Source organism: Rouxiella badensis (assembly GCF_026967515.2).
Classification (GTDB): Bacteria; Pseudomonadota; Gammaproteobacteria; order Enterobacterales; family Enterobacteriaceae; genus Rouxiella; species Rouxiella badensis.
This window is the reverse complement of the sequence record NZ_CP114062.1, coordinates 2,236,434-2,252,218: the sequence shown is the minus strand read 5'-3', so window position 1 is coordinate 2,252,218 and position 15,785 is coordinate 2,236,434. Positions and strand designations below refer to the sequence as shown.

Here is a 15,785-nt window from a genome sequence, read left to right as displayed (position 1 = left end):
CCTTTTCTGCCTTCAAAATGCGGCCCGTTTTTCATCCCGTACAGTAGAGCATTGTCGAATTTGGTGACTTTGCCACAGTTGTTATTCAAATGAGGCGTTTGTTTTCAGTTCGTTACATTATCCTGAGCGAAATCGGGTTTTTTATTCGCTGAAGACGAAATAAAGGGGCGTTTTTCGCCCCTTTTGACTCTTTCGACAATCTGTCTCGCCTGGCGTCAGGCGCGCAGTTTGGTGTAAAGGCGGAACAGATAAATCAGCAGATAGGCCGAAATGAGGTTGCTCACCGCGCTGAGCACTACGGTAGCCACTTCAGGACCCAAGAACTTCAAATGGCTGACGGCCAGTAATACCAGCATTTTTGCTGCCAACCACAGCATGATGGCAGGAACAATCAGGCGGCTGTTGGCAAAGGCCAGTTTGGCGCTCAATTTAATCGACTTGAAAACGCCTACCTTCTCCGTCGCCACAATAATCGGCGCGAATGAAACTGCGACCGCAATAATCAGACCGGGGACGATGAAAAGCGTCAAGCCAAGCTGCACAATCAGGGTACACAGGAACATCAGCAGCAGCACGCGCGGCAGCATAGGGGCTGAGGCACCGATAGAGCGCAGCGCGCTGGTGCGCACGCCTGACGAAACCTGCTGGATGAGCGTCATCAGACCGCCAACCAACAGCACGTTACCGACCAATGCCGAGAAGGTGGCTGCAGCAGATACTTTTAGCAGCACCATCTGTTGCTCAGGGGTCATCTGCTGAATGATTTCCTGAATGCTCATCCCTGCCGTGTCCGAGAGCGAGTCGCTACCGCTGGTGAGCAGGCTGAGTTGATCGCTGTCCGGTGTAAAAGCGTGATTCAAAATGACGGTAATAAATGCGGTCAACAGCGCCAGCAGCAAGATGCTGCCGAGTTGATTACGCAAAAAATTGAAACTGTCACGGTACAACGAACTGGCCGTGATAGGCATGAAGGCTCCTAAGGGTATCTATAATTTTTCCGAACCGCGATTGTACCTTGTAATGGTCTTGCTGGCACCCCGGCAATCGCTTGAGTGACGCTTCTTACGAACTCTTACTTTTGCTGGTTTAATGTACGCGCATTTTTTTCAGGAATTTGGGATTAAAAAGCGGATTTATAAGGATTAAATTGGAAGACAATTAATTCGAAAATAAATTCACTTTCAAGATAAATAAATGAAAATTCGCTCTTTTTGCGTAAAGAGTCTTGATTGTTTTTTTTAGCAAAACTAGGATGCAATGAGTTTATCTACCTTAGCAGCGAATATGAAAATTCTTTTGATTAGACGTGACAATATTGGCGATCTTATTTTAACAACGCCGCTGATTGCCACGCTTGCAGGGCAAAAAACGAACAAGCTTGATTTGCTGGTTAATACCTATAATAAAGATGTTCTGGAGGGGAACCCGCACATCGGTAAAGTCCACCTCTACTGCAAATCACATCACCGTAAACTCGGGCAAACCTTGCTTGGAGTCTATCTCGCTCGACTAAAAACCATCTTTTCGGTGCGTTTTGCACGTTATGACGTGGCCATCGTGGGCAGTTCCGACAAGCGGGCGCTAAAATGGGCCAAAATGTCGGGCGCGAAGCGCATTATTGCCATCGGCGATCACTGGCCTGACTGCGTGACGGATAAAATTCCTTCAGTGAAAGGACAGCATATTGTCGAATCACTGAATAAGCTGTCTCAACCTCTAGGTATTGACCAACTACCGGGGCCGCTCGAACTCTACGTCTCCGAGCCTGAAATTGCCAAGATGGCAGAAAAGTATGGCATTAAACGTGATAAGCCGGTCTATGGCGTGCAAATTAGCGCGCGTAAACCTCAGCAACGTTGGCAGGTCGAGAAGTTTATCGAGTTCACCCGCCGACTGTCGGCGCGTGAAGACTGCCAGATAGTGTTGTTCTGGTCTCCGGGCGCAGAGGACAACCCTGAGCATCCTGGCGATGATAGCAAAGCGCAGCGGATTATTGATGCTTGCGCAGACATCAACCTGATTGCACTGCCAACGCGCAGCATTCGTGAGTTAATGGCGGCGATGTCGCTTTGCGACCAAATAATCACCAGCGACGGTGGCGCACTGCATATTGCTGCTGGCGTACAAAAACCGGTGGTAGCGATGTTCGGTAACAGCGACGCTGTCTACTGGGGGCCGTGGAAGGTGCCGTGTGCGGTTATCAATGCGCCGTCTGAGGACGTCGGTCTGTTAGACGTTGACAGCGTTTATAGCCACTTCACCGCGCTGCGCGCGAGGGTGCTAGCGCCTGCTGAAGAGCGTGTACTGCTCACCGCCTGAAGCGATTATCGCATCTCATTAAAACGCCGGAAATTTCCGGCGTTTTTTTTTGTCATCTCTTTCTGACCTCTGACTAAACGGCAAGTGTCGCCAGCGAGACGGCCTGCATTAATGGCGGTAAACCATAGCGTGCACGTGCGCGATCGCAGGCTTCGTTGGCAACGTCGTTGAGACCAGACTGGTCAAACTCACGGCAAGGCGTTGGACGGTTCAGATAGATGGAACAGGAAACCGATTTGCCAATTTCACCGTCAAGCGCCACACATCGCGGCGACTTGGGAACATTGGTGCCTTGCATACAGCTCAGGAAAGGGGTGACTTGCTCTGTTAACGCTTGCGGAACGACGCCGCCTGCCTCTTCAGATTCAGCCCAGTAAAAAGATACACGGAAATAGGCGCAACATGCGCCGCAGGACACGCAGGGATTATCAATATCGCTCATCTTGGAAGCTACCGAAAACGGAAACGTAAAACCAAAAACAAACTGTGAGAAAGCAAATTACGCGCTCCCGATTTTTTCCACAACTGATATTTCATTGCCAGTCGTAAAGATTAAAAAAAGCATTTTTTGATCCAGATCAATGCCTTTGTTATTAGTAAGTTAGAATCAATTTAACAATGTGCATTTACATCAGTTTTCATATAAAAACCTGACCTCGATACGGCTAAAACTTTGCGGAGTATGGCTAAATACCCGTAAATAACCACAACGAGGGAATGGATAATGAAAGCAGCACATTGGGCACTGCTCGCCGCAGCCGTTTTGCCAACGGTAGCCAGTGCCAATCAGGCCGGGGATGTAATTGTTCGCGTCGGTACCGCAACGGTAAGACCTTCGGCAAATTCGCCGAGCGTACTGGGTTCGCTGGGATCGTTTAATGCCAGCAACAACACCCAGATGGGCCTGACTTTAGGTTACATGTGGACTGATAACATCGGTACCGAACTGCTGGCCGCAACCCCTTTCAGGCATAAAATCGGCCTCAATGGAATGGGCGATATCGCCACCGTGCGTCAACTGCCGCCAACGCTGATGGCGCAGTATTACTTTGGTGATAAAGAAGACACACTGCGTCCGTATGTCGGCGTCGGCGTTAACTACACCACCTTCTATCATGCGCGCTTTAACGAAACCGGCTCCAATGCCGGACTGTCTGATCTGAGCATGAAACATTCGTGGGGTTGGGCGGGTCAGGCGGGGGTCGACTACAACATCAATCGCAACTGGCTGCTGAATGCCTCGGTCTGGTGGATGGACATCGACACCACCGCACGCTTCAAGGCGGGTGGCGAGCAACAGTCGGTGAGTACGCAGCTCAATCCATGGGTGTTCATGTTCGCCGTGGGTTACAAGTTCTAAGCACGATTTTTAGCACGGACTCGGCAAGCTAAAACAGAAAAGGCGTCTAAAGAGACGCCTTTCGTCTTACTGTATTAACGCATTATTTAATTTGGGTATCGTTCTCAACGGAACGCACGCCAGCAACGCCCTCCGTCACGACAACGGCTCTTTGAGCTTCAGACGCAGAGGTGACAAATCCGCTCAGCTGAACGCGACCCTTGAAGGTCTCAACGCTGATTTCACGCGACTTGATGTTTTTATCGGCCAGCAGGGCTGATTTAACCTTGGTGGTTACCACGGTGTCATCGATATATCCGCCGGTGCCTTCCTGTTTTGCCGTAGGTGCACAGGCTGCCAATGCGGTGACCACGACGGCTGCCATGCAAATTGCTGAAAGACTTTTTAATAGCTTCATAATTTTACTCTCCATGCATGTGTTATCAGAAACTAATAAACTCACCGTAATAAATACGCGCGATTTTTCTTATAAACCGACAAGTACCTGATTAAGCATAATAAACAATCAGTCAAATAAGTGTGGTTGAAAAGTGCGGGATAGACAATTTCAGCAGGTAAAAAAGTTAAAAACTTTGAAAAAAATAAAGCCCCGATCACAGCATGAACGGGGCTTTTTAACGCTAATGCTTGTGCTTAGCGGCGGGTGGCGGCCTTCATCTCTGAGACGAAGCGGGACAGCTGAGCGAGCATCTCGGCAGGATTATCCTGATTGTTTTCGATGATGCGCACGGTCGCTGAGCCTGAAATAGCTCCTGCCGCACCGGCAGCCAGCGTCTCTTTCACCTGTGAAGGTTCGGAAATACCGAAACCCTGTAGTGGCGGTGCCGCATTGTATTCACGCAGCTTGTCTACCAGATGATTGAGAGGCGTAATTGCGCGCTTCTCCGTGCCGGTTACGCCAGCGCGGGAAAGCAGATAGGTATATCCACGGCCGTGTGAGGCAATCTCACGCAGCAGGTTATCGCTCGCATTGGGTGGGCAGATGAAGATAGGTGCCACGCCGTGACGCATCGCAGCGGCTCGGAACGGCGCAGACTCTTCAAGCGGCACGTCTGCGACCAGCACAGAGTCCACGCCTGCCTTGGCGCATTTGGCATAAAACTCGTCGATGCCGTTATGGAACACCAGGTTGGCGTACATCAGCAGGCCCATCGGAATATCCGCATGCTTTTCGCGAATTTTAGCCAGCATGTCAAAGCAAATCGTAGGCGTTACGCCCGACGCGAAAGCGCGCAGGTTGGCATTCTGAATGGTCGGGCCGTCGGCCAGCGGGTCAGAGAACGGAATCCCCAGCTCCAGCGCGTCGGCACCGGCTTCAATCAAGGTATCGACAATCGCCAGAGACAGTTCGGGATTCGGGTCACCCAGCGTCACGAAGGGAACAAACGCGCCTTCGTTTTGGCTTTCTAAACGCTTGAAAAGTTGTTGATAGCGTTCCATCAGATTTCTCCCCGGGCAGTCAGGATGTCGTGAACGGTAAAGATGTCTTTATCACCGCGGCCAGAAAGGCTCACCACCAGGATCTGTTCTTTCTGCGGGTCTTGTTTAATCAGTTTCAATGCATAAGCCAGCGCGTGAGAAGACTCAAGCGCAGGAATAATCCCTTCGTGGCGCGACAGCGCCTTGAAGGCCTCCAGCGCTTCGTCGTCGGTAATCGACACATATTCGGCGCGGCCAATGCTGTTGAGATAGGCGTGCTGCGGTCCAACGGACGGGAAGTCCAGACCGGCAGAAATGGAGTAAGATTCCTCAATCTGGCCTTCATCGGTTTGCATCATCGGGGCTTTCATACCGAAGTAGATGCCGACCGGCGCATGCTTGAGTGGTGCACCGTGGTGGCCGGTTTCAATACCCAGCCCCGCAGGCTCGACGCCAATCAGCTTCACGGCGGTGTCGTCAATAAAGTCGGCAAACATACCGATAGCGTTGGAACCTCCGCCCACACAGGCAATAACGGCGTCAGGCAGACAACCTTCGCGCTCCTGCATCTGCGCCTTGGTTTCTTCACTGATCATGCGCTGGAATTCACGCACGATAGTGGGGTAAGGGTGCGGGCCTGCGGCGGTGCCCAGCATGTAGTGTGATTTCTCATAGCTGCCAGACCAGTCGCGCAGTGCCTCGTTGCACGCATCTTTCAGCGTTGCGGAGCCGCTGTGCACAGGGATGACTTCGGCACCCATCAAACGCATACGGAACACGTTCGGAGACTGACGTTCGACGTCTTTAGCGCCCATATAGATGCGGCATTTCAGGCCAAGCAGGGCGCAGGCCAGTGCAGACGCTACGCCGTGTTGACCGGCACCGGTTTCGGCGATAATTTCGGTTTTGCCCATGCGTTTTGCCAGCAGGGCCTGACCCAGCACCTGGTTGGTTTTATGCGCGCCGCCGTGCAGCAGGTCTTCGCGCTTCAGATACAGCTTGGTACTAGTACCTTCGGTCAGGTTTTTGCACAGCGTCAATGCGGTCGGACGGCCAGCATAGTTCTTCAGCAGGTCGATAAATTCTGCCTGAAACTCGGGGTCGCGCTGTGCGTTAACAAAGGCTTCTTCCAGTTGGATAAGCGCTGGCATCAGAATTTGCGGCACATACATGCCGCCAAATTCGCCGAAGTAGGGATTAAGTAAAGTCATGTTGTCTCTTCCTATAACACTCATTTAGTAAGCGCGTAGCGTCTGGAATACGGCAGTAATTTTGTCCGCATCTTTGATGCCAGGTTCGCTTTCAACACCTGAATTGAAATCCAGTCCGGCGCAGCCAAGTTGGGCTGCCTCTACGCAGTTGTCCGCGCCCAGGCCACCGGCCAGCAGCACGTTATCGAGCTTTTCACCCGCCAGCTTGCTCCAGTCAAAACGCTGGCCGGTGCCGCCTTTGCCGTTGTCGAGCACGTAGCGTTCAACGTGTTCGAGGTTGCGGGCCGGAATAGAATCTTTGACGCTCAGCGCTTTCCAGATTTGACAATTGTGCGGCAGAATTTCACGCAGATGATTGATGTAAGTCTGATCTTCATCACCGTGCAGCTGTACGGCAAACAGATTCAGCGTCTTGGCTTTCTCTGCCACCTCGGCTTTCTCCGCATCGCGGAACACACCCACGTATTTCAGCGGCGCTCCGCTCTGAACTTGTCGAGCCTGCGCGCTGTCTACAAAGCGCGGAGAGGCTGCAACGAAAATCAGTCCACCGTAGATGGCACCGGCCTGATAGGCGACGTTGGCGTCCTGGGGGCGAGTCAGTCCACAGACTTTATTTTCGCCGAGCAGCACGCGGCGTACCGCGCTGTTCAGGTTTGCTTCGGACATCAGCGCGCTGCCAATCAGGAAGCCATTGGCGAAACGGCTTAACTCACGAATTTGCGCGTAGTCCTTGATGCCAGACTCACTGATCACCGTCACGCCGTGCGGCACGCGGGGTGCCAGCTCGCGGGTACGGTTCAAATCGATAGACAGGTCGCGCAGGTCGCGGTTGTTGATGCCAACGACCTTGGCCTTCAGCTGCACCGCGCGTTCAAGTTCTTCTTCATTACTCGCTTCGGTCAGAACCCCCATGTTCAGGCTGTGGGCCACGGCGGCGAGCTGGACATATTGCTCGTCGTCCAGAACCGACAGCATCAGCAGGATGGCATCTGCCTGATAGAAACGCGCCAGATGGATCTGATAAGGGTCGATGATAAAGTCTTTGCACAGCACCGGCTGAGTCACTTCGGCGCTCACCAGCGGCAGAAAATCAAAGCTGCCCTGAAAGTATTTCTCGTCGGTCAGGACAGAAATGGCGGAGGCGAAATTCTTGTAAACTCCTGCAATTTCAACCGGATCAAAATTATCGCGGAGGGTGCCTTTCGACGGAGAGGCTTTTTTGCATTCAAGAATAAAAGCGGTTCTGGCACCCTGTAGCGCGTGATAGAAGCTGCGCTGGCTTGGTTTGATTTCGTTCTGAAAACTGGCCAGGGGTTGCTGTTCTTTACGTGCCGCGACCCAAACTTCTTTATCGCGGACAATCTTGTGGAGCACGGTTTCCTGCTGCATCACTTATCCTCTTGCTGCCAATGCGGTAACGCGTCGGAAGGGTTCCCCGCTGCGCATTACTGCCAAAGCTTTTTGTGCGTTTTGTTTTAAATCTTCCTGCCCGAAAAGTCGCAATAACATGGCGACATTGGCGGCCACGGCCGCCTCGTGGGCAGGGTCACCTTTACCTTGTAACAAGCGTGCCAGAATGTCACGGTTTTCTTCTGGCTCGCCGCCGAGCAGGGCGGTTATCGGATAATTTTCCAAACCAAAGTCCTGTGGCGTCAGTTCATAGGTCTCGATTTCACCGTTTTTTAGTTCGGCAACCTGAGTCGGTGCGTGGATGGCTACCTCATCCATGCCGCCACCGTGTACCACGGCTGCACGCTCATAGCCCAGCGTGCGCAGTGTTTCGGCGATCGGGCGGACCAGCTCTGGGCTGTAGACGCCAATCAGCGCCAGAGGCGGTCTGGCCGGGTTAATCAATGGGCCCAAAACGTTAAACAGCGTGCGGGTCTTCAGCGCCTTACGGACCGGCATCGCGTGGCGAAAACCGGTGTGATACTGCGGCGCGAACAGGAAGCACACGCCAAGGTCGTCCAGCGCCGCGCGGGACTCGGCGGCGGGCATATCAAGACGAATACCGAACGCCGCCAGCAGATCGGAAGAACCCGAGCGACTTGAGACGCTGCGGTTGCCGTGCTTGGCGACGCGAGCGCCGCAGGCAGCGGCGACGAAGGCGCTGGCGGTCGAGATATTAATGCTGTTAGTGCCGTCACCACCGGTTCCGACGATATCGGCAAACGCATAGTCTGGACGCGGAAATGGCTCGGCATCGGCCAGTAACGCCTGGGCAGCCCCGGCGATTTCAGCCGGCTGCTCGCCGCGCACTTTCATGCTGATCAGTGCAGCGGCCAGCTGCGCAGGCTCGAGCTCGCCCTTAACAATGGCGCTGAACAACGTTTGGCTCTCTTCCTGAGTCATCGGCTGTGCCTGGTAAAGGTTTTCCAGAATACCTGCAATTTTTTGCGTTTCCATGACGACTCCTTGTTACGCCAAAGCCCAGGCCAATGTCTGTTCCAGCAGACGGGCGCCCTGAGAAGTTAGAATTGATTCCGGGTGGAATTGGAAGCCGCACACGCGGTCTTCTTCATGGCGAACGGCCATCACCATGTCACCGAAGCGGGCGTTGACCGTCAGCCCATCGGGAATTTGGCTCCCGACCAATGAGTGATAGCGCGCTACTGGCAGCGGGTTGTTCATGCCTGCAAACATCCCTTCATTGTCGTGGGTAATCGAAGAGGCTTTACCGTGCAGGATTTCGCCTGCTTGCCCAACGTGACCGCCGTAGGTTTCAACAATCGCCTGATGGCCAAGGCAGATGCCGATAATCGGCAGCTGACCGCGCAGACGGCGCAGCAGTTCAGGCATGCAGCCCGCCTCTGATGGCGAACCAGGACCCGGTGACAGCAGCAGAACAGGCTTTTCCAACTGACTAAGCTTTTCGATGATGATCTCGGCCGGAATATGGTTACGGTAAATCACCACGTTGTGGCCGCTTGAGCGCAGCTGGTCTACCAGGTTGTAGGTAAAGGAGTCTACGTTGTCGAGAAGTAAAATATCGGCCATCTTAAAACACCTCTTTAACATGATGAGCTGTGGCGATGGCACGCAGCACGGCACGGGCTTTATTACGGGTTTCGTCGGCTTCTGCCTGCGGAACGGAGTCGAGCACGACGCCGCCGCCTGCCTGTACGGTGGCAACGCCGTCTTCAACGTAGGCAGAACGAATGACGATACAGGTATCAAGGTCGCCGTGAGCGGTGAAGTAGCCCACCGCGCCGCCGTAGCTGCCGCGGCGAGTGCCTTCAGACTCTGCAATCAGCTGCATGGCGCGTACTTTTGGTGCACCGGTCAACGTGCCCATATTCATTACCGCCTGATAGGCGTGCAGTACGTCGAGATCGGCACGCAGTGTGCCGACAACGCGAGAGACCAGATGCATCACGACGGAGTAACGGTCAACCTTGGTCAGGTCGGCGACGTAGCGGCTGCCTGGTTCACAGATGCGCGCCAGATCGTTGCGTGCCAGGTCAACTAGCATCAGGTGTTCGGCCAACTCTTTGTGGTCGGTACGCATTTCCAGCTCGATACGGCTGTCGAGGTCTGCATCAAGCGAACCATCGGCACGGCGGCCACGAGGACGGGTGCCTGCAATCGGATAAATTTCAATCTGACGGTTGGTCGCGTCATATTTCAGCGCGCTCTCAGGAGACGCACCGAACAGGGTGAAATCGTTGTCCTGCATGAAGAACATATAAGGACTTGGGTTGCTGTTTTTCAGCGTTTCATAGGCTGCCAGCGGTGCAGGGCAAGGCAGTGAGAAGCGGCGTGAAGGCACAACCTGGAAGATTTCACCGGCACGAATCGCCTCTTTCATCTGCTCGACCACGCCACCGAACACTTCATCGCTCTGATTGCAGCTGAGCTGCATGTCGTTCACGGTCTGGTGCGGAATAGTGTGTGGCGGCTGTTGCAGTTGATGTTGCAGCTGCTCAAGACGTTCGGTCAGGCGCTGTTTCTCTTCCTGGTCAGGCGTAAACAGGCTGGCCTGCAAACGGCTAGTGCGCTTCTGATGGTCGAGAACCAGCAGGGTTTCGGCCAAATAGAAGCAGAAGTCCGGACAGCGCTGATCGGCACGAAGCTGCGGAAGATCTTCGAAACCGGCCACCAGATCGTAGGCGAAGAGGCCACCGAGGAACATCGCCTCGCGCTCATCTTCCGGTGACTCCACCAAATTGAGCACGTTGCGCAGTGCGTCGAACACTGACTGAGAACGCAGGCGGGCATCTTCATCCTGAAGAGTGTCGATGACCGGGAAGGTCAGCTCGCGACCGTTTGGACGCGCCACGTTCTGCACATCGGCAGGCAGAGACGCATCGAGCAGCGGCAGCAGGGATGCACCGTTGGTCGTCAGCGCCTGGATATTGACGACGCGACCCAGTGCGGTGATGCGCAGCGCGCTGTCGACGATAAGCAGGCTCTTCAGGCTCTGCTTGGTATTGATTTCAGCACTCTCGAGCAGCAGCGTTGCAGGGCGAGCGCCGCACAGCTGGTGGAAAATTGCCGTAGGATCGCCACGGTGACTTCCTTGTGATGTCAGTAATTCTAATTTATATCGTTGATTACTCATGATTTTTCCTAAAATTTATCCACAAAAAAACCCGCAATGAGCGGGCTTCGGGTATCTGCAGCGTCTGATGACAGCTATGCGCGATTACACCGCCCGCGTTGGGGAGGCGCGCCACCAGCTGTTAGAAGAAGTCATGTTGGTTTTCATCATCAGTCACTCTAGTAAGTTGTGCTTGCCTGAATTCGGTTGTCACAGCGTGCTGTGAACTTGCGTACTAGTTAACTAGTTCATTGATGTAAAGTCAACCTCCTTTTTGACATTCTTTAGGCAAAAAGGAGGTTGTGCGCAAATCTGGGGCGGAGTTGCTCAAAAACCATGCTGTTCAGGCCAATAATCGAGATAGCGGTAACTCCACAAAGGCATCCGCGTTATGATAGGGACAGTTTTTTATAACCGGTCTTTCTGTAATTATTATGACATCCAGTTTATCCGACAATCCTGCATTCACCCTTTATGACCTGCACAGCCACACCACCGCCTCAGACGGCTACCTGACGCCCGAAGAACTGGTCAAGCGTGCGGTCGACATGCGCGTCGGCGTTTTAGCTATTACCGATCACGACAGCACCGAAGGGCTGGCTCGTGCAGCGGCGGCCATCGAGGCGCACAATCTGCCGCTTCAACTGATCAACGGCGTTGAAATTTCCACGCTATGGGAAAATCACGAGATCCATATTGTTGGTTTGCGCATCGACCCTGAGCATCCGGCGATGATTGCGTTGCTTGAGAATCAGGCGCGGTTGCGCGTCGAGCGTGCACAAGAGATAGGTCGCCGGCTGGCCAAGGCACGCATCGAAGGTGCATGGGAAGGCGCACTACGTCATGCACAGGGCGGGGCGGTTACGCGAGCTCACTTTGCGCGTTATCTGGTTGAAGTCGGTGCTGCCGAGAACATCGCTAAGGTGTTTAAAAAATACCTCGCCAAGGGCAATACCGGTTACGTTCCGCCACAGTGGTGTACAATAAAAGAAGCTATTGATGTTATTCATCAATCTGGTGGACAGGCGGTCGTGGCACATCCAGGACGTTACGACCTGTCAACCAAGTGGTTAAAGCGCCTGCTTGCCTACTTTGCCGAGCAGGGCGGCGACGCGATGGAAGTCGCGCAGTGTCAGCAAGCGCCTCATGAGCGAGCGCAGCACGCCGCTTTTTCCCGAGATTATCATTTATTGGCGTCGCAGGGGTCTGATTTCCATCAGCCCTGCTCGTGGATTGAGCTGGGCCGCAAGCTTTGGTTACCGGCCAACGTCGAGGCCGTCTGGAAAGACTGGCCCGTCCTTCGTCCTTGAGGCTGCAACTGCATTGGCTGTACTCTATAACCGCCTTGTTGCAGCTCAAATGACATGGGATTGATAGCCCGGCGCCTTATTAAGTGAAGAGGATTTGCTATGAGTCAATATTTTTACGTTCACCCTGAGAACCCGCAGCCGCGATTGGTTAACCAGGCCGTCGACATGCTGCGTAAAGGCTGCGTGATTGTTTATCCGACCGACTCAGGCTATGCGCTGGGCTGCCGTCTGGAAGACAAGGCGTCTATGGAACGCATTTGCCGTATTCGTCAACTTGACGGCACGCACAACTTTACGCTGGTCTGCCGCGACTTGTCCGAACTGTCAACCTATGCCTATGTCGACAACACGGCTTTCCGGTTGATCAAAAATAATACCCCCGGCAATTACACGTTCATTCTCAAGGCGACCAAAGAAGTGCCACGCCGTCTGATGAACGACAAGCGCAAGACTATCGGGCTGCGCGTACCCTCCAATCCAATTGCGCTGGCGTTGCTTGACGTGCTTGGAGAACCGTTGATGTCGACCACCCTGATGCTGCCGGGTAATGACTTCGCCGAGTCGGACCCGGAAGAGATCAAGGACAACATCGGCAAGCTGGTGGACCTCATTCTAGACGGCGGTTCGATTGGCCAGCAGCCAACCACCGTTATTGACCTGACAGACTCTGTGCCAGAAGTGGTACGCGAAGGGGCAGGCGATCCTGTACCGTTCCGCTGAGTTATCGAAGCCAACGCAAAGATGCGTGAAAGTTAGCCGATTTGTTAGACAATCATAAGTACACTCGACTAATAAATGTGTATAATAGTCGGCTGACTTTTTACTAATGCTAAGTCACTGTATTCTAGTGGGTGGGTGATGTTATTCATCGCGCCATCCGCTCCCCCCGACGCCTGTGAAGGCGACAAAAGAGGCTGCTCAATGAGCGAGAAGTTTAATTCCAGTAAGCAAAAAAACGAAAAATATTCGTCTGACAAGCCGCGTTCTCAGCGCAGCGAGTCGGATAAGCCGCGCGGCAAAAAGCCGGGTGCGGATAAATCCCGTATTGAAACCGTTCGTGGTGGCAAGCCTGCCGCGGATAAATCCGGTGCCGATAAAGGTCGAACCGATAAGCCACGCGGTGACAAACCACGTAACGGTAAACCACAGGGCGACAAACCGCGCAGCAATAAGCCGCGTAACGAGTCCCTGGTGGTGAAAAAAGTCAGTGATGACGAAGCAGAAGAAGCGCCAAAGTACGAAAAGCCTAAAAACGCACGTGACGATGGCGATGGCCTGCAGAGCGAAAAGCTGCAAAAGGTATTAGCCCGTGCAGGTCACGGCTCTCGTCGTGAAGTTGAAGCGATGATTCAGGCTGGCCGCGTCAGCGTTGACGGTAAGATTTCCACCCTCGGCGATCGCGTTGAACTGACCGCAGGCACCAAAATCCGTCTCGATGGCCACGTGCTGTCGATTCTTGAAGCGGAAGACACTGTCTGCCGCGTGCTGGCGTACTACAAACCAGAAGGCGAACTCTGTACCCGCAGTGATCCTGAAGGTCGTCCGACCGTGTTCGACAGGCTGCCAAAAATGCGCGGTTCGCGCTGGGTTGCCGTGGGTCGTCTTGACGTCAACACTTCAGGTTTACTGCTGTTCACCACCGACGGTGAGCTGGCTAACCGCCTGATGCACCCAAGCCGCGAAGTTGAGCGCGAATACGCTGTGCGCGTGTTTGGCCAGATTGACGATGAGAAAATCAAACAGCTGAGCCGTGGCGTACAGCTGGAAGACGGTCCTGCCGCTTTCCGCACCATCAAATATCAGGGCGGTGAAGGCCTGAATCAGTGGTACAACGTGACTCTGACCGAAGGGCGTAACCGCGAAGTACGTCGTCTGTGGGAAGCCGTTGGCGTACAGGTTAGCCGTCTTATCCGCGTTCGCTACGGCGATCTTAACCTGCCTAAAGGCCTGCCTCGCGGCGGCTATAAAGAGCTGGATCTGCCGGACATCAACTACCTGCGTCAGCTGGTAGACATGACCGAAGAAACCGTGAGCAAGATGCCGGTTGAGCGCGATCGCCGCCGCGTGAAGGCGAATCAGATTCGCCGTGCGGTAAAACGCCATACTCAGGTTGCTCCTGCTCGTCGCAGCAGCGGTCCAGGCAAGCGCTGATCGACGTCAGCCAAAAAAAACCGCAGCCATTGTGCTGCGGTTTTTTTTGTTTCGATAATCAGGCCCGGTCTACCAGTCGATACCCTGTTGGGCCATGATGCCTGCGTCGAAGGCGTGTTTGACGGGGCGTAGTTCGCTCACGGTATCGGCCAGTTCAAGCAGGTCGCGATGGCATCCACGGCCGGTGATGATAACCGTCTGGTGGGCAGGGCGTGCATTTAGCGCATCAATGACTTCTTGTAAATCCAGATAGCCAAAACTCAGCATGTAGGTCAGTTCGTCAAGCACGACTAAATCAAGCGAGCTATCGGCCAGCATGCGTTTACCGTGCTGCCAGACGGCCTGACACGCCAGCGTGTCCGTCTCTTTATTCTGAGTTTCCCAGGTAAAACCGGTGGCCATCACCTGAAATTCGACGCCGTGCGGCTCAAGCAGATTTCGCTCGCCGTTCGGCCATTCACCTTTGATAAACTGGATGACACCCGCGCGCAACCCATGGCCTACGGCGCGGGTAACGGTCCCGAAAGCGCCGGTCGTTTTACCTTTGCCGTTCCCCGTCAGCACGATAAGAATGCCGCGCGTTTCTTTTGCCGCCTCAATACGTGCATCGACCTGTTCTTTAAGCTTTTGTTGTCGCTGCTGGTGTCTGTCTGCGCTCATTGTTTTCGCCTGAATTATTCCGCAGGGCCGGCTTTACGGCCGGGCTGTGCGTCGAAACTGGTGCCGGTTTTCCGGCGGCTGTCGTCACCCATCAGATACAAGTAAAGTGGCATGATATCGGCAGGTGTTTTCAGTTTTTGGCTGTTTTCATCCGGGAATGCAGATGCCCGCATACTGGTGCGTGTTCCGCCCGGATTGATGCAGTTAACCCGCAGGTTGGTATGTTTGTACTCGTCTGCTAGCACCTGCATAAGCCCCTCGGTAGCGAACTTGGAGACGGAATAGGCGCCCCAACCGCTGCGGCCTTCGCGGCCCACGCTTGAGCTGGTAAAGACCAGCGATGAGCTGGCAGATTTCAATAATAGAGGCAACAGGCTCTGGGTCAGCATAAAGGCTGCGTTGACGTTTACCTGCATCACGTCGTGCCAGTCTTGCAGTTTGATGTCGCTGACCGGAACAATTTCACTCAACAAACCGGCGTTGTGCAGCACGCCGTCGAGGCGGGGAACCCATTCTGCGATACGGTCGGCCACGCGCTGGCAGTCTTCCTGCGAAGCATGCAGCAGGTCGAGCGTGAGGTACTCGGCAGGGTGCCAACCCTGTTGGGCAATCTCTTGCTGAACGCTAACCAGTTTGCTTTCGGTACGGCCAAGCAAAATAACCTGCGCACCGAAGCGGGCGTAGGTGAGTGCGGCTTCACGGCCGATACCATCGCCTGCACCGGTAACCAGAATAATACGTTGGCGAAGCAGGTCGGATTTAGGATGATAATGCACTGAATTTGTCCTCAAAGTGGCGTCAGGATGCGGTGGCAG

At 54.0% G+C, this 15,785-nt stretch carries 14 protein-coding genes, 1 pseudogene and 1 other annotated feature; of the genes and pseudogenes, 5 read left to right on the top strand and 10 right to left on the bottom strand.

Annotation, left to right across the window (positions count from 1 at the left end; translation table 11 throughout):
* Positions 1–215: 215 nt before the first annotated feature.
* Complete coding sequence (locus O1V65_RS10370; RefSeq protein ID WP_084912644.1) at positions 216–968, bottom strand: YciC family protein; 753 nt, start codon at positions 966–968, stop codon at positions 216–218.
* A gap of 316 nt (positions 969–1,284) precedes the next feature.
* On the opposite strand from O1V65_RS10370, the gene O1V65_RS10365 reads away from it, so the two are divergent.
* Positions 1,285–2,319 carry a glycosyltransferase family 9 protein gene (locus tag O1V65_RS10365; protein WP_084912643.1) on the top strand — a complete coding sequence of 345 codons (1,035 nt, stop codon included), beginning with the start codon at positions 1,285–1,287 and terminating at the stop codon, positions 2,317–2,319.
* 73 nt (positions 2,320–2,392) lie between these two features.
* Here O1V65_RS10365 and O1V65_RS10360 read toward each other — a convergent pair whose 3' ends face one another.
* Positions 2,393–2,761, bottom strand: a complete 369-nt coding sequence (locus O1V65_RS10360) for a YkgJ family cysteine cluster protein (protein WP_017493454.1) — start codon at positions 2,759–2,761, stop codon at positions 2,393–2,395.
* 282 nt (positions 2,762–3,043) lie between these two features.
* Between O1V65_RS10360 and ompW the strand changes: the two genes are divergently transcribed.
* The gene (ompW, locus tag O1V65_RS10355) at positions 3,044–3,679 is read left to right on the top strand and encodes an outer membrane protein OmpW (protein WP_017493453.1); all 636 of its coding nucleotides are present in this window, start codon (positions 3,044–3,046) and stop codon (positions 3,677–3,679) included.
* A gap of 82 nt (positions 3,680–3,761) precedes the next feature.
* On the opposite strand, the gene O1V65_RS10350 is transcribed toward ompW, so the two are convergent.
* The 6 genes and pseudogenes from O1V65_RS10350 to O1V65_RS10325 all read right to left on the bottom strand — a co-directional run bounded on the left by O1V65_RS10350 (position 3,762) and on the right by O1V65_RS10325 (position 10,870).
* Positions 3,762–4,076 (bottom strand): BON domain-containing protein, encoded by a 315-nt coding sequence (locus O1V65_RS10350; protein ID WP_017493452.1) that lies wholly within the window; start codon positions 4,074–4,076, stop codon positions 3,762–3,764.
* A gap of 236 nt (positions 4,077–4,312) precedes the next feature.
* Positions 4,313–5,119, bottom strand: a complete 807-nt coding sequence (gene trpA / locus O1V65_RS10345; RefSeq protein WP_017493451.1) for a tryptophan synthase subunit alpha — start codon at positions 5,117–5,119, stop codon at positions 4,313–4,315.
* Positions 5,119–6,309: a tryptophan synthase subunit beta gene (trpB, locus tag O1V65_RS10340; protein WP_269130483.1), complete on the bottom strand. Its 1,191-nt coding sequence runs from the start codon at positions 6,307–6,309 to the stop codon at positions 5,119–5,121. The genes trpA and trpB overlap by 1 nt, the downstream gene beginning before the upstream one ends.
* A gap of 24 nt (positions 6,310–6,333) precedes the next feature.
* Positions 6,334–7,698 (bottom strand): bifunctional indole-3-glycerol-phosphate synthase TrpC/phosphoribosylanthranilate isomerase TrpF, encoded by a 1,365-nt coding sequence (gene trpCF, locus O1V65_RS10335; RefSeq protein WP_269130482.1) that lies wholly within the window; start codon positions 7,696–7,698, stop codon positions 6,334–6,336.
* Between the two features lie 3 nt (positions 7,699–7,701).
* Positions 7,702–9,306 (bottom strand): annotated as a pseudogene (trpD, locus tag O1V65_RS10330) (bifunctional anthranilate synthase glutamate amidotransferase component TrpG/anthranilate phosphoribosyltransferase TrpD).
* A 1-nt stretch (position 9,307) separates the two neighbouring features.
* On the bottom strand, positions 9,308–10,870 hold the full coding sequence (locus O1V65_RS10325; protein ID WP_017493446.1) for an anthranilate synthase component 1: 1,563 nt from the start codon (positions 10,868–10,870) through the stop codon (positions 9,308–9,310).
* A 21-nt stretch (positions 10,871–10,891) separates the two neighbouring features.
* Positions 10,892–10,993 (bottom strand) — a sequence feature (Trp leader region).
* Between the two features lie 290 nt (positions 10,994–11,283).
* Between O1V65_RS10325 and rnm the strand changes: the two genes are divergently transcribed.
* The 3 genes from rnm to rluB all read left to right on the top strand — a co-directional run bounded on the left by rnm (position 11,284) and on the right by rluB (position 14,310).
* Complete coding sequence (rnm, locus tag O1V65_RS10320; protein WP_084912640.1) at positions 11,284–12,159, top strand: RNase RNM; 876 nt, start codon at positions 11,284–11,286, stop codon at positions 12,157–12,159.
* A 99-nt stretch (positions 12,160–12,258) separates the two neighbouring features.
* Positions 12,259–12,879, top strand: coding sequence for an L-threonylcarbamoyladenylate synthase (locus O1V65_RS10315; protein ID WP_017494284.1), 621 nt, complete (start codon positions 12,259–12,261; stop codon positions 12,877–12,879).
* A 555-nt stretch (positions 12,880–13,434) separates the two neighbouring features.
* The gene (rluB, locus tag O1V65_RS10310) at positions 13,435–14,310 is read left to right on the top strand and encodes a 23S rRNA pseudouridine(2605) synthase RluB (RefSeq protein ID WP_026110845.1); all 876 of its coding nucleotides are present in this window, start codon (positions 13,435–13,437) and stop codon (positions 14,308–14,310) included.
* Positions 14,311–14,379: 69 nt separating this feature from the next.
* Here the strand turns inward: rluB and cobO are convergent, their stop codons facing one another.
* Together cobO and O1V65_RS10300 are read right to left on the bottom strand one after the other, a co-directional pair.
* Complete coding sequence (gene cobO, locus O1V65_RS10305; protein ID WP_017494286.1) at positions 14,380–14,970, bottom strand: cob(I)yrinic acid a,c-diamide adenosyltransferase; 591 nt, start codon at positions 14,968–14,970, stop codon at positions 14,380–14,382.
* Positions 14,971–14,984: 14 nt separating this feature from the next.
* The gene (locus O1V65_RS10300) at positions 14,985–15,746 is read right to left on the bottom strand and encodes a YciK family oxidoreductase (RefSeq protein ID WP_017494287.1); all 762 of its coding nucleotides are present in this window, start codon (positions 15,744–15,746) and stop codon (positions 14,985–14,987) included.
* Between the last annotated feature and the right edge of the window lie 39 nt (positions 15,747–15,785).

Bases quoted from the DNA above. Each gene is read 5' to 3' on its own strand.
- O1V65_RS10370 (WP_084912644.1), bottom strand. From the start codon at position 968: ATGCCTATCACGGCCAGTTCGTTGTACCGTGACAGTTTCAATTTTTTG.
- O1V65_RS10365 (WP_084912643.1), top strand. From the start codon at position 1,285: ATGAAAATTCTTTTGATTAGACGTGACAATATTGGCGATCTTATTTTA.
- O1V65_RS10360 (WP_017493454.1), bottom strand. From the start codon at position 2,761: ATGAGCGATATTGATAATCCCTGCGTGTCCTGCGGCGCATGTTGCGCC.
- ompW (WP_017493453.1), top strand. From the start codon at position 3,044: ATGAAAGCAGCACATTGGGCACTGCTCGCCGCAGCCGTTTTGCCAACG.
- O1V65_RS10350 (WP_017493452.1), bottom strand. From the start codon at position 4,076: ATGAAGCTATTAAAAAGTCTTTCAGCAATTTGCATGGCAGCCGTCGTG.
- trpA (WP_017493451.1), bottom strand. From the start codon at position 5,119: ATGGAACGCTATCAACAACTTTTCAAGCGTTTAGAAAGCCAAAACGAA.
- trpB (WP_269130483.1), bottom strand. From the start codon at position 6,309: ATGACTTTACTTAATCCCTACTTCGGCGAATTTGGCGGCATGTATGTG.
- trpCF (WP_269130482.1), bottom strand. From the start codon at position 7,698: ATGCAGCAGGAAACCGTGCTCCACAAGATTGTCCGCGATAAAGAAGTT.
- O1V65_RS10325 (WP_017493446.1), bottom strand. From the start codon at position 10,870: ATGAGTAATCAACGATATAAATTAGAATTACTGACATCACAAGGAAGT.
- rnm (WP_084912640.1), top strand. From the start codon at position 11,284: ATGACATCCAGTTTATCCGACAATCCTGCATTCACCCTTTATGACCTG.
- O1V65_RS10315 (WP_017494284.1), top strand. From the start codon at position 12,259: ATGAGTCAATATTTTTACGTTCACCCTGAGAACCCGCAGCCGCGATTG.
- cobO (WP_017494286.1), bottom strand. From the start codon at position 14,970: ATGAGCGCAGACAGACACCAGCAGCGACAACAAAAGCTTAAAGAACAG.